The following is a 14270-nucleotide window of genomic DNA, read 5'->3' as shown; positions in this document are numbered from 1 at the left end:
CGTTTCGACTCGGGGTCGGTCGTTGAGTGCATGGGGGTCTGATGACTGCTCGAATCCGGTTGGAGCGCGGGCTGATTGTGGCTGCCCTCCTTGGCTTGCTGCTGAGCCTTGCGGTCGTCTTCGTGCCGCCCGCCCACGCCGCCGGCACGATCAAGGCATCGATCTCGGCGGGTATCGCCGGCGAATCCGTGACCTTCACCGGAAGCCTTCCGCCACGGAAATCCCGAGCGGTCGTCCTCCAACGCAAGAAGGGGTCGGACTGGGTCAAGGTTGCCTCAGGCAAGACCAACAGCAAGGGCAAGTTCTCCTTCTCCACGCAGGTTCGCGCGTCGACGACCACGTATCGCGTGTATGCGAAGGCAATGAAGATCGGGAACAACCGGTACCCCGCGACGAGCACCTCCAGCAAGAGGATCACTACTCAGCAGCAGTCGGGCACGTTGTCGTTGGTGGGATCGGCGCAGCAGAACTCGTCGGTGAAGGCGACGGCGACGTTCACGCCGGCCCGGGCCGGGCGCCCGGTGGAGTTGCAGCGGCAGAGCGGTGGTAGCTGGATTCAGCTAGCTACCGGCATCCAGTCAGCGAACGGATCGGTCGCATTGACGGTCCCAACCGACGTGCCGGGGGCGCTCACACTCAGAGCTGTTGGACGCAGCCACGAGGGTGCCGCGGCGGTAGCAACGGGATCGAGGTCGATCACAATCACCGCTGCTCCGCCCGTCGACACGACCTCGCTTCCCGTGCCCACTGGCCTCGGGGCGACTCCGGGCGACACGACCGTGCACCTGTCGTGGTCGTCAGTGACCGCTGGGGATCTGGCGGGCTATCACGTGTATCGGTCGACCTCTTCGGGGGGGCCCTGGGCCAAGTTGACGGGTTCGCCGATCAGCGGCCTGGAGTACGACGCAACGGGCCTGTCGAATGGCACCCAGTACTGGTTCGCGGTCACCGCGATCGACACCACCGGCAACGAATCTGCGAAGTCTGCGCAGGCCAGCGCGACCCCAACCATCGCGCCACCCGCGGTCATAGAGCACTGTGGTCCGACTACTGCGAATGAGACGTGGTCCTCCGAAAGCGTCCATCGGCTCACGTGTAGCGTAAGCGTCCCCGCAGAGTTCACGTTGACCCTGCAACCTGGAGTGGTTGTCAAGGTCAACAACGGAAGCGTGGGATTGATCGTTGAGGGCGGGCTGGCCGCCAGCGGAACAAGCGGTGAACCGATCTGGGTCACGTCGATCACAGACGACTCAGTAGGTGGTGATACCAACGAAGATGGTGCAGCCACCGATGCTTCGGACGGATACTGGAGCGGCATTTCTAGCAACCAGTCGGAGGACGGGCTCAACCTCCGGTGGCTGAATGTTCGGGGCGGTGATCTCGGGATCTACAACTCAGCGGGGGCCGTGTCCCTCTCCCATGTGACGGCACCCTGGTTGGGTGCGAGCACCACGGGCGCTCCGGTCGAAGTAAGGAACTCTGCCGCTTCGCGGGGCATGTACGTGGGGAACTCTGGTCAGGCTGGTTCGGGCGCGGTGACCGTGGCTGAGAATGAGATCGGCGAGTATCTCAGCGTTGAGCAGGGCTCTCGCGGCACCACGACAGTGACGAGCAACGCCGTCGTCGTCGGCGGCGATGGTGTGAACACCTTCTACGCGAACGGCAAAGGCCGGCAGTACGGCCTCCTCGTGGACACGGGCGACGATTCCGAGACACCTGCTCCAACGGTCACGTCGAACAGCGTGGAGAGCGCAGCGAATGCCTACAGCATCCGCGGCGCCAATTTGAAGCCTGCGCAGATCTCGGGCAACACCGGATCAGCGAACGTCGCGAACATCATGGCGTTGTCGGGGGTCCTGACAGGTGACCTCACCATCGGGCCGGCCATGACTGGCCCAGCCATCGTCGTCGACGCAGCAGACTGCGGCCAGGCACCCTTCGATGGGCTTGACGTTGGGGACGACGCCACGCTGACGCTTGAGGCTGGATCGAGCTTGAAGTTTCTTGAGTGGCGCAATGGCAGTGTCGGCGGCTGCGACTTCGGGACACGAGCAAGCCTCACCGTCACAGGGCAGCTGGTTGCCGCTGGCACTCCGGACGATTACGTCGTGTTCACCTCAATCTTCGACGACTCCGTTGGTGGCGACACGAACGGCGACGGCGCGGCGACGAGTCCCGCTGAAGATTGGGAGGGCCTCATCGGTCGTGGCGGACCGCTCGTTCTTGACAATGCCGACATCCGATTCGACACGTCTGGGCTCCACGTCGAGTCAGGGTCGGCAGCAGTTCGGGGAGCCTGGACGAGCGGCAAGATTTCGGCTTGCGACAGTTGGCAGGGCAGCTGCATCGTGGATGCACGATTCGTCGATTGGGGCTCTGCGGACGGACCGATCGCCGATCCAGACAATCCTTTGGCCTGCGGCTCCGTACTTGTCGCCCCCTGGGTCGGTCAAGTGGGAGATCCTGACACGGTGTACTACGCGCCCCGATGTTCCGGCTCCTCTCCTACCGAGACCCCGGACGAGAAGCTGAGCGACGCAGCCCACGATTACTTCGTCGTTATCGATGGATATCAGGTTTGGTGCGGACAAGGCGACGACTCAGCTTGCCAGGTGATCGAGCAGTCGCGGGCATGTCTGTCGGCGGCAGTGCAACTGGCTAAGGACAACTTCCCGGTGCCGGTGGACGCTGAATCAACGGCGACGACGCTTGCATCTGAGTTCGTCGACAAGGGCAGTGACTTCCTTATTCGGTCCTCGGACTACGTCGTGAGTGTGATCGGGAACACCACTAGCTTCCTCGGGAAGGCTCTGGGCGTGTACTCGACGTATAGGAGCCTTGCGGACGCTTACCGCACGTGCGTCCCGGACTAGCAGCAATGCCGTCAACTTAAGCCGACATGGTGGTTGTCACGGTGGCGCGCCGGTGAGGATGTTGATTCTGGTGTCGGTGTGGTGGCTGGGGCCGCGGAGCCGTCCGCTGGCGGTGTGTGGGGCGTAGTTTGAGATCGCTCGTTTCACCACCCGTGGGGCGGTACGGGCTCGGCGTTGGGGCAGAAGGTCGGCCAGGATCTGGCGTCCGATGGCGCCGACGATGTCGGTGACAGCGCCGGCGATGATCCCGGCCGCTTTGATGATCTGGTCACGTGCGGCGTTGAACGCCACGGTGAAGCTGGCCCGGTCAGGGTCGAGCTCGGGGCGGGCGATCGCGGTGTCAGCGATCGCGATCCTGATGGCCTGGTAGGCCACCAACAGTGCGTAGACCTCTTGCTCGATACCGGTCGGGGTGCGGGCGCGGAGCACTCGCCCGCCCAGGATGGTGGACTTGAGTTCGCAGTAGGTGGTCTCGATCTCCCACCGCTGGTGGTAGAGCCGCACGATCTCCTCGGCCCTGCAGGACTGATCGATGACGGTGGTGATCAGCCGGTAGGACGCCTCGCGCTGGCCTGCGGGAGTGGTGATCGTGATCGTTGCATCGATCACGCGGACTTGGACCGGACCGATCCGCGACAGGTAGGACCCGTCGCCCAGACGGTGGCACACTGGGAGCTTGCGAGCACCACGGCCGTTCTTGGCTCTCATGAGCACGTCGGCACCGGTTGCGGCGATCTGGGTGATGAGGTCGCCGGCCGCGAAGTTGCGGTCGCCCAGCACGATCATCCCCGGGCCCATCGCACCGAGCAGGTCGAGTGCGAACCGGGTCTCGCCACGGCTGGTCGGGCCGAACGTCGCGGCCAGCAGGGTCCGGGTGCCGCACGCGACCAACGCGAGCAGCCGGATCATCGGGTATCCGGTGCCGCCGTGATAGCCCCGGCCCTTGCGGTGCACCCTCAGGTTCGCTTCGGTGTCGGGGCAGCACATCATGGTGCCGTCGATCGCGCACACCAGCCGCCCGCGCCACCACGTGCCCTTCGTGCCAGGGGCCGCGGCCGACGTCGTCAGCAGAGCGAACAACTCTCGCAACGGTGCCGGGCCGACACGGCGGCGTGCTGCGGCCAGCGCCGCGGCGGACGGCCTGGCGAGGGGCCCGAGCGCCGGATCCAGACCCGTGACCAGCCGGGCCCATACCTGCCGGTAGCCGCACTCGGCGAACAGTGCACCGGCAAGGAGGAGGTAGACCACGACCCGGGAGGGAAGGTCACGGGTGCGTTGCTGGACCCTGCGGGTCTGGGCAAGGACCGCGTCGACCATCTCGAACGACACGATCTGGGTCAACTCGCCCAGATGACCCGGTGCGTACACGCTTCGCGAGCGCTCCTCACGTCCAGCGGCGTGGGAACTGACGCGGGAACTGATGTTGGGGATGACATGATGAACAGGCAACGGAGCTCCCGGGGAAGGAGAAGCTTCTTGGTCGTTGCATCTCTAACCCGGGCTCCGTTGCACCCCACGCCGACACGCCGCACTCGGTCCTTGACCCACCCGCCCCGTCCTTAAGTTGACGGCATTGGGCCTAGGACCAGTCCCAGTCGTAGGTGACGCCGAGCCGCCGCGCCATCGGCCTGAACACGCCGTTCTCGTAGCTGGCCATCGTGTCGTGACCCGGCATCGGCGCGAGACCGAGGATCTCGCCGAGCAGCGCGGGCTCGAGGTCCGGCTTGGGCAGGCCGCCGGCGAGGGCGAACCGCTGGAGATGGTTGCTGAAGCTCTCGACGCACGGCGGCATCGCGAAGTTCACGGGGTGGGTCATCGCCTCGTCGAGCGACACGAACTCGACGCCCCGCTCGAGGAACGCCTCCAAGATGGCCGGCAGCGTGTCCCGCGCGACCGTGGTGCCATGCACCAGCCAGATCAGCGGGGCGTCCGCGCCGAAGAGCGTCCGCGCGGTGTCGGCGTGCCGGTGCAGCATCTCCACCGCGGTCGCGACGTGCAGGTCCCGTACCTGCCGCTGCGCCTCGCGGTCCCCGAGGGTGATGGCGCGGAAGTGCGGGACGATGAACGCGAAGTCGCTGAACCAGCTGGTGATGGGCGCGTTCGTGTACCCGTTGTCGACCAGATGCTGCTGCACCTGTCCTCGACGACGCTCGGAGCCGGACGACATGTCCATCGGGTAGCGGAAGTACTTGCGGGGCGCAGCCTCGATCAGGTGCCCGATGTGCTTCTCGGCAGTCTCGAAGTCGCGCCGGAACGCGTCGTCCGACAGCCAGCGCAGGGGCGCGTGCTCGTGGGTGTGGTTGCCGAGATGGTGGCCCGCGTCGACCCACGCGTCGAAGGCGGCCATGTGCTCGGGCTCCCGGTCGAGCCGGAAGGTGTGGGAGAAGCCGTAGGTCCCCGACAGCCCGTAGTCGGCGAGGGTCGTGGCCACCGAGCGGGTGATCGCGGCCGGGCTCGTGTCCGCCGGCATCGGCACCCCGTCCCACAGGACGAAATCGTCGACCGTCACGGCGATCTTCAGCGGGCGCTCGGTGGGTTCGCTCATGGTGGCTCCGTGTGCTGGGTGGGCTCCTCGGATGCAGCCCGGCTTCGGCCACCGTAGGAAGTGAGCGCGGTCACGTCTTGGGCATGCGCGCCGCTCGGCTTTTCGTCCGCGCACGTCTTCGATGTCGCTCTCCCCCTGATGATCGAGGTCGCCACGACGCGGACCCGGGGAGACACGGCCTAGGCTGTTCCCGTGCTGTACGAGGTCCTCCACTCCGTGGTCCCACCCCTGGCGCGTGCGGTGTGGCGGCCGACGATCGAGGGCGTCGCGAACGTGCCGCTGACCGGTCCGGTGCTGTTCGCCAGCAATCACCTCAGCTTCGCCGACAGCGTGGTGATCCCGATCGTCGCGCCGCGCAAGGTCGTGTTCCTGGCGAAGGCCGAGTACTTCACCGGGACGGGCGTGAGAGGACGGGTCAGCAAGGCCTGGTTCGAGGGCCTCGGCATGGTGCCGGTGGACCGCAACGACACCCGGGCGGCGCTCAACTCGCTCGACGTGGCACTCGAGGTGCTCGGCAGGGGCGAGGCGTTCGGCATCTACCCGGAGGGCACCCGCTCGCGCGACGGACGGTTGTACCGGGGCCGGACCGGGGTCGCGCAGCTGGCCCTGACGGCCGGCGTACCGGTGGTCCCGGTCGGGCTCAGCGGCACCGACGAGCTGCAGCCGGTCGACGCGCGGTTCCCGCGGCGGGCCAAGGTGAGCGTGCGGTTCGGCAGGCCGATCGACTTCGCCGGGCGGTTCGAGGGCATGGCACCCGGCCGCGCGCGGCGCGAGGCGACCGACGAGATCATGGACGCGATCCACGCGCTCACCGGCCAGGAGCTCGCCGGCGCCTACAACGAGCGGCCCGTCGACGCCTGAGCCGACGCCTGAGCCGACGCCTAGCATCGGGGTCATGGTCGCCCGCCAGCCCGTCAGCGTCGCCCACGTCCGCGACGGCCGCCCCGCGAAGGGGACGGCCGTGCTCGTCGACCGGCTCTGGCCGCGCGGGCAGCGCAAGGACGACGCCCCGTGGGACGAGTGGCTCACGGCGGTCGCGCCGTCGACCGAGCTGCGGCGGTGGTACGGCCACGACCCGGAGCGGCACGACGAGTTCGCGCGCCGCTATCGCGCCGAGCTCGCCGAGCCGGACCAGGCGGCGGCCCTCGACCACCTGCGGGACCTGCACAACGCCGGGCCGCTGACGCTGATGACCGCGTCGAAGCAGCTCGACCTCAGCCAGGCCAGGGTGCTGGCGGACCTGCTCGACCAGCGTCCCTAGCGCGGGACGCCGCCGCCGAAGGCGTCGGCGACCGCGCGCCCCCGGAACACCCGGTACTCCAGCGGCGACGGCTCACCGAACGCACCGTCCGGAACCCCGCCGGCGGCGATGATCAGGTTGCCCGGCCGGCGGCCCTTGAGCGTCGCGGGCTCGGCGCCGACGACCACCTCGCCGAGGCTCCGGGCGGCGGCGACGAACCCCCGCACCCGTGGGTACGGCGGCCGGTCGACCAGGTTCGCGACGAACATGCCGCCCGGCGCCAGCACCCGGCCGACCTGTGCCACGAAGCCGGTCGAGGTGAGCGACTCCGGCACCTGCCCGCCCGCGAAGGCGTCCAGGACGACCACGTCCTGCGAGTCGTCGCGGACCGCGAGGATGCCGGCCTCGCCGGTGACAGGGCGCACCTTGATCCCGCTGCGCGGCGGCAGCGGCGCCTCCGCGCGCACCCGCTCCACGACGTCCGCCGCGGGCTCCAGCACGATCTGCGCCGAGCGCGGCCGGGTGGCGGCGACGTAGCGTGGCAGCGTCATCGCCGCGCCGCCGACGTGCAGCACCCGCAGCGGTCCGGCGGGCAGGGCGTCGATCAGGTCACCGATCCGGCGCACGTAGTCGAAGACCAGCCGGGTCGGGTCGGCCAGGTCGACGGCCGACTGCTGCATGCCGTCCAGCTCGAGCAGGTACAGCTCGCCCGGCATCTCAGTCCTCGCCGCGCATCCGCGCCCAGCGGGCCCGCAGCGCGGCGGCGCGGTGGGCGTTGCCGCGCAGGTCGGCGTACCGGTCCCCGTGGACCCACAGCAGCGCGTCGTCGAGGCGGCGTACGGCGCCCGGCGGGTAGCGGTAGCCCATCCGCTCGCGCAGCGCGTCCTCGTCCACCGAGCGCAGCGTCTCGCCGAGCGCGGCGAGCGAGGTGATGCCGAGCTCGAGGACGAGCGCGGACATCCAGGTGTAGTGGTCCGTGCGCGACCAGCCGGCGTCGGCGTACTGACCGGCGAGGAAGGCTGCCAGCTCGCGCGGGCTGATCCGCGGGTCGTCCTCGTCGAGGGGCTCCTCCTCCGCGTCCGCCGACGCGCCGGCCGGACCCTGCAGCAGGTCGCGGATGGTGGAGAACTCGCGGTCGGCGAGCTCGAGGAGGCCGGCGGCCAGGGTGAACCGGCGGTCCAGCTCGAGGACGTGCTCGGCCGGGACGCTGCCCTTGTAGCGGATGTCGTGCTCGAACTCCGCCCACGCGTGCTGGAGCACGGTGCGGATCTGGATCGCCGCCTGATGGCCCTGCAGCGGCCCGTCGGAGCCCGGCTCGAGGCCGACGAGCAGGTGTCGGCTGGAGTACCCGAACCTGCCCTCGCTGGCGATCTCCTGCCCGAGGTCGCGGTCGTCGTGGACGACGACCTGGTCGTCGAGGAGGTCGACCACGGCCTGCACGTCGCTGTGGACGTAGGTGATCACGCGGACGCCGACCTGGTCGGTGATCTCGTGCAGCGGGTCGGTGTAGAGCGGGCGGCCCTCGACGGTGCGCGCCGCCTTGGCCGCGAACGAGGAGACCGACTTGGTGCGGCCGGTGACGGTCAGGTAGTTGATGCCGGCGTCGTCGAGGATCGAGGTCACCAGCGCCACGAAGCCGTCGGTGACCAGGCGCAGGCCGGGCTCGAGCTCGGCGTAGCGGCGCACCGCCGAGCCGACGTCGAGCGGCGCGGCGCCCCGGCGCGGGCGCGGGGTGGGCTCGAGGTCGTCGGGCAGCGTCGGGGTCACGATGTAGCCGGACGCCAGGTCGCCGTACGTCGTGGTGTGCTCGGGCCGCCGCTCGGCGAACAGCCCGACGTAGGCGCACACGACCGCGTCCACCTGGTCCTCGACCACACGCAGCTCGCTCTTGCGGGTCGCGGTCTCGGCGGCGGCCCGCAGCTCCTGCCAGGCCGGCAGCGCCGCGACGTGCAGCGGCGGCTCGGCGGCGACCAGGCCCTCGACCAGTCCGATCAGCACGACCAGCTCGGCACGCAGCTGCTCGAGGTCGCGACCGGGCTTGTCCTTGTACTTCAGGGTCCGCCCGAGCCGGAACAGCGCGACCGTCGCGGGGTGCGGGTAGACCTCGATCGCCCGGCGCGGCCGGCGCGAGCGCGGGTTGATGTCGAGTCCCAGCCGCGCCGCCACCCGCGCCGCCCGCGGCTGCTCGCGGAACTCCGGCTTGCCGGTGTTCGACGGATGGGCGCCGGCGTCGAAGCGGGCGAAGTCCCTGTTGAGCGCGGCCTCCGCGGGACGATTGCCGGCGGCGTTGGCGACCACGATCGGCGCGTCGATCGCGACCAGGCACTCCCCCTCGACGTGGGGCGCCAGGGCGGCCACGATCTCGTCGTCGTCCTGCACCGCGCTGACCGTCACCAGGGTGCCGTAGCCGTCGACCACCGCGAGCCCGGTGGGCCGGCGGTCGCCCCAGGCGAGGTCGATCCCGACGAAGCGCATCAGCCGCGGTTGAGCGCGACGGCCTCCCGGACCAGCGCGACGAAGGCGTCGTCGTCGAGTGCCTCGCCCTCACGTACGTCGACCGCGCGGCGGGTGCCGGCGTCGAGGCTGGCGTTGAAGATGCCGGTCGGATCCGCCAACGCGGCGCCCTTGGCGAAGGTCGCCTTGACCTTGTCCTTGTAGGTCTCGACCGTACAGATCAGCCCGTCGGCCGAGAAGGTCGGCACGCCGGCGGGGTTCGAGGCCTTCTTCCACTTGGCCTCCTCGACCACGGCAGGCTCCGCCGCCACGATCAGGGACCGGATCTTCTCGACGGTGTCGGCCCGCCAGTCTGCGCTCATGGGGCGACCCTACCGATCCGCCGTCCGCTCGACCGCGCTCTCCCGGCTCGCCAACCTGGCCGTCGCCCTGTGCTTGCTGGGCCTGGCCGTCCGGGTCGCGCTCGGCTGAGCGCCTCTCAGCGCACGCCCCACGAGTAGGTCTGCTTGCGCAGCTTGAGGTACAGCAGCGTCTCGGTGCTCAGCACCCCGGGGATGGTGCGGATCCGCCGGGAGATGAGCTCGAGCAGATGCTCGTCGCTCTCGCAGACGACCTCGGCGAGCAGGTCGAACGATCCGGCGGTGATCACGACGTAGTCGATCTCGTCGACCTCGGCGAGGGCGTCGGCGATCGGCTCGAGCTCGCCGGTGGCGCGGATCCCGATCATCGCCTGGCGGGCGAAGCCGATCTCCGTGGGGTCGGTGACCGCGACGACCTGCATCACACCACCGTCGACCAGCCGCTGGACCCGCTGGCGCACCGCCGCCTCGGAGAGGCCGACCGCCTTGCCGATGGCGGCGTACGAGCGGCGGCCGTCCTCCTGGAGCTCGGCGATGATCGCCTTCGAGACGTCATCGAGGGGCGGCGACTTGGGCTTGGGCACCTGCTGATCCTCACAGGGTTGACCCCCTCCATGCAACAGCCAGGTACGGAATCCGTTGCAATCTCGTGAATCGGCTTCGGAATCGCTTGTCATGTGACCTAGGTCATGCCACGATCAGCAAGTTCCGTACTGGGGAGGTGCAATCGGTGGTCAATGCCCGTCTGAGTCGCAGGTCGGCGCTACGCGGAGGTGCCGGGATCCTGCTCGGAGGCGCCAGCCTCGGCGTGCTGCCACTGTTCGGCACGCCCGACCGCAAGCAGGATCCCGCGACCTGCCGGGTGCGTGACCTGTCGTCGTCCGACAAGCAGCTGATCGTGTCGAACTGGCCCGGCTACATCGACGAGGACGACGGAGACGACAAGTCGACGCTCACCGAGTTCGAGGACCGGACCGGCATCGCGGTGAGCTACACCGCCGACGTCAACGACAACCTCGAGTTCTTCGCGAAGGTCGTCAACCAGCTCGGCTCGTGCCAGTCCTCCAAGCGCGACCTGTTCATGCTGACCGACTGGATGGCGGCCCGGATGATCCAGGTCGGCTGGATCCAGCCGCTCGACGTGGCCAAGGTCCCCAACCTGCACGCCAACCTGATCGACTCACTGCAGGGCGTCGGTTGGGACCCCGAGCGCACCTACTCCGCACCGTGGCAGAGCGGCCTGACCGGCATCGCCTACAACAAGTCGAAGGTCAAGGAGGTGCGCTCCTTCGAGGAGCTGCTCTCCCGCGACGACCTGCGCGGGCGGATCTCGCTGCTGACCGAGATGCGCGACACGATGGGCCTGATCATGCTGGCTCAGGGCACCGACCCGGCCGACTTCAGCCAGACCGACTGGGACAACGCCATCGACCGGCTCCGCAAGGCCCGGAGCGACGGCCAGGTGCGCGCCTTCACCGGCAACGACTACATCCAAGACCTCTCCGCCGGCAACATCCTCGCCTGCGAGGCATGGTCCGGCGACGTCGCGGCCGCCGAGAACGACGACCTCGTCTTCGTCTCGCCCGAGGAGGGCCAGATGATCTGGTCCGACAACATGCTGGTGCCCAACCTCGCGACCCACCAGGGCAACGCCGAGGAGTGGATCAACTACTACTACGAGCCCGAGGTGGCCGCGAAGCTCGCGGCGTACGTCTGGTACATCTGCCCGGTCAAGGGCGCCCAGGAGGCGATGGAGGAGATCGATCCGAGCCTCGTCGACAACCAGCTGATCTTCCCGTCCGCCGAGTCGCTGAAGACGATGCACTCGTTCATGGCCCTCGAGGAGTTCCAGATCCGCGCCTACGAAGGAGATTTCGCCGATGTCATTGGCGGCTGACAACGGCCGGAGTCTCCGGCTCACCGCGCTCACCAAGGAGTTCGCGACCTTCACGGCCGTGCGCTCCCTCGACCTCGAGGTCCCCGCCGGCAGCTTCTTCGCGCTGCTCGGTCCCTCCGGCTGCGGCAAGACCACGACGCTGCGGATGGTCGCCGGCCTGGAGGTCCCGACGTCGGGCACGATCCACCTCGGCGACGACGAGATCACCTACGAGAAGCCCTACCGGCGGCCGGTCAACACCGTGTTCCAGAACTACGCGCTCTTCCCGCACCTCGACATCCACGAGAACGTCGCCTTCGGCCTGCGCCGTCGCAAGGTCAAGGACGTCGACGCTCAGGTCGAGGAGATGCTCGCGCTGGTCGAGCTCGAGTCGCAGGCACGCAAGAAGCCGCCGCAGATGTCGGGCGGCCAGCAGCAGCGCGTCGCGCTGGCCCGGGCGCTGATCAACCGGCCCGAGGTCCTGCTGCTCGACGAGCCGCTCGGCGCCCTCGACCTCAAGCTGCGCCGGGCGATGCAGATCGAGCTCAAGCGGATCCAGACCGAGGTCGGCCTCACCTTCGTGCATGTCACGCACGACCAGGAGGAGGCGATGACCATGGCCGACACCATCGCCGTCATGAACGGCGGCATCATCGAGCAGATGGGCTCCCCCGCCGAGCTCTACGAGAACCCGCGCACCACCTTCGTCGCGAACTTCCTCGGCCAGTCGAACCTGATTCCCGGCAGCGTGGTCAGCGCCGACGGCGACGTGGTCCGGGTCGACATGCACGGCACCCAGGTCTCCATCGCCGCCGACCGGGCCCACACCAGCGCCGGCGACGGCTGGGTCGGCATCCGGCCCGAGAAGGTGCTCGTCGCCCCGGCCGGGGAGCCGATCGACGCCCCCGGCAACCACATGACGGGCGGCATCATCACCGACGTCAGCTTCGTGGGGGTCAGCACGCAGTACCTCGTGATGATGCCCTGGGGCCAGGAGCTGATGTCCTTCGAGCAGAACACCGGCCGGCGCGCCGTGCTCCACAAGGGGACCAAGGTCGACGTGTCGTGGCGGCCCGAGTTCGCGTTCCTGCTGCCGGCCAGCCAGGACGTGAACGCCGGCGTCGTCGAGGAGTCCTGATGCGCCGGGGCCGGCTCACCGGCTACTGGCTGATGCTGCCGGCGGCGGTGTGGCTCGGGCTGTTCTTCGTCATCCCGTTCTACTCGCTGCTCGCGACCAGCCTGTTCGACCCGAAGGGCTCGGTCCTCACCGGCTACAGCGTCGACTACCGGTTCGCGAACTTCCTCGACGCGCTCGACCAGTTCTGGGAGCCGTTGCTCCGCTCGCTGTGGTACGCCGCCGCCGCGACCGCGATCTGTCTGGTGCTCGGCTACGTGCTGGCCTACGCGATCGCGTTCAAGGCCGGGCGGTGGCGCAACCTGCTGCTGGTGCTGGTGATCGCGCCGTTCTTCACCAGCTTCCTGGTGCGCACCCTGTCCTGGAAGCTGATCCTCGCCGACGACGGGTTCGTCGTGGACACCCTGCAGTTCCTGCACCTGCTCGGCGACGACGGCCGGCTGCTGGCGACCCCGGTCGCGGTGATCGCGGGCCTGGTCTACAACTTCCTGCCGTTCATGGTGCTGCCGCTCTACGCCAGCCTGGAGAAGATCGACGGCCGGCTGATCGAGGCGGCGGGCGATCTCTACGCCTCACCCGCCCGCGGCTTCCTCAAGGTGACCCTGCCGCTGTCGAAGCCGGGCGTCGTGGCCGGCACCCTGCTGACCTTCATCCCGGCCGCCGGCGACTACATCAACGCCGCGCTGCTGGGCAGTCCCAACCAGCGCATGGTCGGCAACGTCATCCAGAACCTGTTCACCAGCACCGGCGACTACGCCACGGCCGGCGCACTGTCGGTGATCCTGATGGCCATCATCGTCGCGATGGTCATGGTCTACATCCGCACCGCGGGGACGGAGGACCTGGTATGAACCACCCCACCACACCGCTCGCTGCACTCGCGTCTTCGTGGGGACCCCGGTGAACGGGCTGCAGCGGGCCGGGCGGTGGATCGGCGAGCACCTGGTGCTGGCGGCCGGTCTGCTGGTCCTGGTCTACATGTTCGTGCCGATCGCCGTCGTGATGCTGATGAGCTTCAACGACAACAGCAAGTCCCGCAACGTCTACGCGTTCCGCGACTTCACCTGGAACAACTGGGCCAACCCGTGCCGTCCCGACGGCATGTGCTCGGCCGTCGTACGCAGCATCGAGATCGGCCTGCTCGCCACGATCGTGGCCACCCTCATCGGCAGCCTCGCGGCCTTCGCGCTGGTCCGGCACACCTTCGTCGGCCGCTCGGTCGCCAACACGGTGATCTTCTTGCCGATGGCCTCGCCCGAGATCGTGATGGGCTCCTCGCTGCTCGCCCTGTTCGTCGCGGGCGGATTCGGCGGCCGGCTGGGCTTCGTGACGATCTTCATCGCCCACGTGATGTTCTGCCTGTCCTTCGTCATCGTCACCGTCAAGGCACGCCTCTCCGGGCTCGACGAGAACCTCGAGCAGGCCGCGATGGACCTCTATGCCAGCGAGTGGACGACGTTTTGGCGGGTCACCTTCCCGCTCGTCTTCCCCGGCATCGCGGCCGCCGCCCTGCTGAGCTTCTCGCTGTCCTTCGACGACTTCATCATCACGAACCTCAACGCCGGCCAGACCGTCACCTTCCCGATGTTCGTGTGGGGCGTCGCGCAGCGTGGCATCCCGATGCAGGTCAACGTCGTCGGCACCGTCATGTTCCTCATCTCGATGTTCCTGGTGCTCGGCAACATGCTGGCGACGCGCAAGAAGGCCGCTGCCTGACGTTGAGCCTCCCCCAACGCGGCGAGTCGACGACGAAGCGGCGGCCCGGGAACCCCACCGTCCCTGACCGCC

The 14270-nt window shown here is 68.6% G+C and carries 13 protein-coding genes; 7 read left to right on the top strand and 6 right to left on the bottom strand.

Translation table 11 applies throughout. The features are described 5' to 3' along the window. Window positions 1-41: 41 nt before the first annotated feature. Window positions 42-2873, top strand: a complete 2832-nt coding sequence (locus ACUP6Y_RS09680) for a fibronectin type III domain-containing protein (RefSeq protein WP_462555723.1) — start codon at window positions 42-44, stop codon at window positions 2871-2873. A 36-nt stretch (window positions 2874-2909) separates the two neighbouring features. On the opposite strand, the gene ACUP6Y_RS09675 is transcribed toward ACUP6Y_RS09680, so the two are convergent. Then, the gene (locus ACUP6Y_RS09675; protein WP_462553965.1) at window positions 2910-4241 is read right to left on the bottom strand and encodes an IS4 family transposase; all 1332 of its coding nucleotides are present in this window, start codon (window positions 4239-4241) and stop codon (window positions 2910-2912) included. A gap of 211 nt (window positions 4242-4452) precedes the next feature. Then, window positions 4453-5418, bottom strand: coding sequence for a polysaccharide deacetylase family protein (locus ACUP6Y_RS09670; RefSeq protein ID WP_462555721.1), 966 nt, complete (start codon window positions 5416-5418; stop codon window positions 4453-4455). A 192-nt stretch (window positions 5419-5610) separates the two neighbouring features. On the opposite strand from ACUP6Y_RS09670, the gene ACUP6Y_RS09665 reads away from it, so the two are divergent. Further along, a complete protein-coding gene (locus tag ACUP6Y_RS09665; RefSeq protein WP_462555719.1) occupies window positions 5611-6279 on the top strand; it encodes a lysophospholipid acyltransferase family protein in 669 nt (222 codons plus the stop codon). A gap of 34 nt (window positions 6280-6313) precedes the next feature. Then, complete coding sequence (locus ACUP6Y_RS09660) at window positions 6314-6679, top strand: DUF488 domain-containing protein (protein WP_462555717.1); 366 nt, start codon at window positions 6314-6316, stop codon at window positions 6677-6679. On the opposite strand, the gene ACUP6Y_RS09655 is transcribed toward ACUP6Y_RS09660, so the two are convergent. The 4 genes from ACUP6Y_RS09655 to ACUP6Y_RS09640 form a co-directional block, all read right to left on the bottom strand. Further along, window positions 6676-7374, bottom strand: coding sequence for a spermidine synthase (locus ACUP6Y_RS09655; RefSeq protein WP_462555715.1), 699 nt, complete (start codon window positions 7372-7374; stop codon window positions 6676-6678). The genes ACUP6Y_RS09660 and ACUP6Y_RS09655 overlap by 4 nt on opposite strands. 1 nt (window position 7375) lies before the next feature. Continuing rightward, window positions 7376-9133 carry a DUF429 domain-containing protein gene (locus tag ACUP6Y_RS09650; protein WP_462555713.1) on the bottom strand — a complete coding sequence of 586 codons (1758 nt, stop codon included), beginning with the start codon at window positions 9131-9133 and terminating at the stop codon, window positions 7376-7378. Then, the gene (locus tag ACUP6Y_RS09645) at window positions 9133-9474 is read right to left on the bottom strand and encodes a DUF1801 domain-containing protein (RefSeq protein WP_462555711.1); all 342 of its coding nucleotides are present in this window, start codon (window positions 9472-9474) and stop codon (window positions 9133-9135) included. The genes ACUP6Y_RS09650 and ACUP6Y_RS09645 overlap by 1 nt, the downstream gene beginning before the upstream one ends. 116 nt (window positions 9475-9590) lie before the next feature. Further along, the gene (locus ACUP6Y_RS09640; protein ID WP_462555709.1) at window positions 9591-10055 is read right to left on the bottom strand and encodes an Lrp/AsnC family transcriptional regulator; all 465 of its coding nucleotides are present in this window, start codon (window positions 10053-10055) and stop codon (window positions 9591-9593) included. Between the two features lie 146 nt (window positions 10056-10201). Here ACUP6Y_RS09640 and ACUP6Y_RS09635 point away from each other — a divergent pair, with 146 nt between their 5' ends. Genes ACUP6Y_RS09635 through ACUP6Y_RS09620 form a run of 4 tightly spaced genes read left to right on the top strand, consistent with a single transcriptional unit; the run spans window position 10202 to window position 14198 of the window. Next, entirely contained in the window at window positions 10202-11368 is a 1167-nt protein-coding gene (locus ACUP6Y_RS09635) for a polyamine ABC transporter substrate-binding protein (protein ID WP_462555707.1), read from the top strand. Further along, window positions 11352-12485 carry an ABC transporter ATP-binding protein gene (locus ACUP6Y_RS09630; protein ID WP_462555704.1) on the top strand — a complete coding sequence of 378 codons (1134 nt, stop codon included), beginning with the start codon at window positions 11352-11354 and terminating at the stop codon, window positions 12483-12485. The genes ACUP6Y_RS09635 and ACUP6Y_RS09630 overlap by 17 nt, the downstream gene beginning before the upstream one ends. Next, window positions 12485-13333: an ABC transporter permease gene (locus ACUP6Y_RS09625; protein WP_462555702.1), complete on the top strand. Its 849-nt coding sequence runs from the start codon at window positions 12485-12487 to the stop codon at window positions 13331-13333. The genes ACUP6Y_RS09630 and ACUP6Y_RS09625 overlap by 1 nt, the downstream gene beginning before the upstream one ends. A 49-nt stretch (window positions 13334-13382) precedes the next feature. Beyond that, window positions 13383-14198, top strand: a complete 816-nt coding sequence (locus ACUP6Y_RS09620) for an ABC transporter permease (protein WP_462555700.1) — start codon at window positions 13383-13385, stop codon at window positions 14196-14198. Window positions 14199-14270 lie beyond the last annotated feature (72 nt).

It is taken from the genome of Nocardioides sp. S5-5 (assembly GCF_054954065.1).
This window is presented reverse-complemented; position numbering and strand designations above follow the sequence as displayed.

Bases quoted from the DNA above. Each gene is read 5' to 3' on its own strand.
- ACUP6Y_RS09680 (WP_462555723.1), top strand. From the start codon at position 42: ATGACTGCTCGAATCCGGTTGGAGCGCGGGCTGATTGTGGCTGCCCTC.
- ACUP6Y_RS09670 (WP_462555721.1), bottom strand. From the start codon at position 5,418: ATGAGCGAACCCACCGAGCGCCCGCTGAAGATCGCCGTGACGGTCGAC.
- ACUP6Y_RS09660 (WP_462555717.1), top strand. From the start codon at position 6,314: ATGGTCGCCCGCCAGCCCGTCAGCGTCGCCCACGTCCGCGACGGCCGC.
- ACUP6Y_RS09655 (WP_462555715.1), bottom strand. From the start codon at position 7,374: ATGCCGGGCGAGCTGTACCTGCTCGAGCTGGACGGCATGCAGCAGTCG.
- ACUP6Y_RS09650 (WP_462555713.1), bottom strand. From the start codon at position 9,133: ATGCGCTTCGTCGGGATCGACCTCGCCTGGGGCGACCGCCGGCCCACC.
- ACUP6Y_RS09645 (WP_462555711.1), bottom strand. From the start codon at position 9,474: ATGAGCGCAGACTGGCGGGCCGACACCGTCGAGAAGATCCGGTCCCTG.
- ACUP6Y_RS09630 (WP_462555704.1), top strand. From the start codon at position 11,352: ATGTCATTGGCGGCTGACAACGGCCGGAGTCTCCGGCTCACCGCGCTC.
- ACUP6Y_RS09625 (WP_462555702.1), top strand. From the start codon at position 12,485: ATGCGCCGGGGCCGGCTCACCGGCTACTGGCTGATGCTGCCGGCGGCG.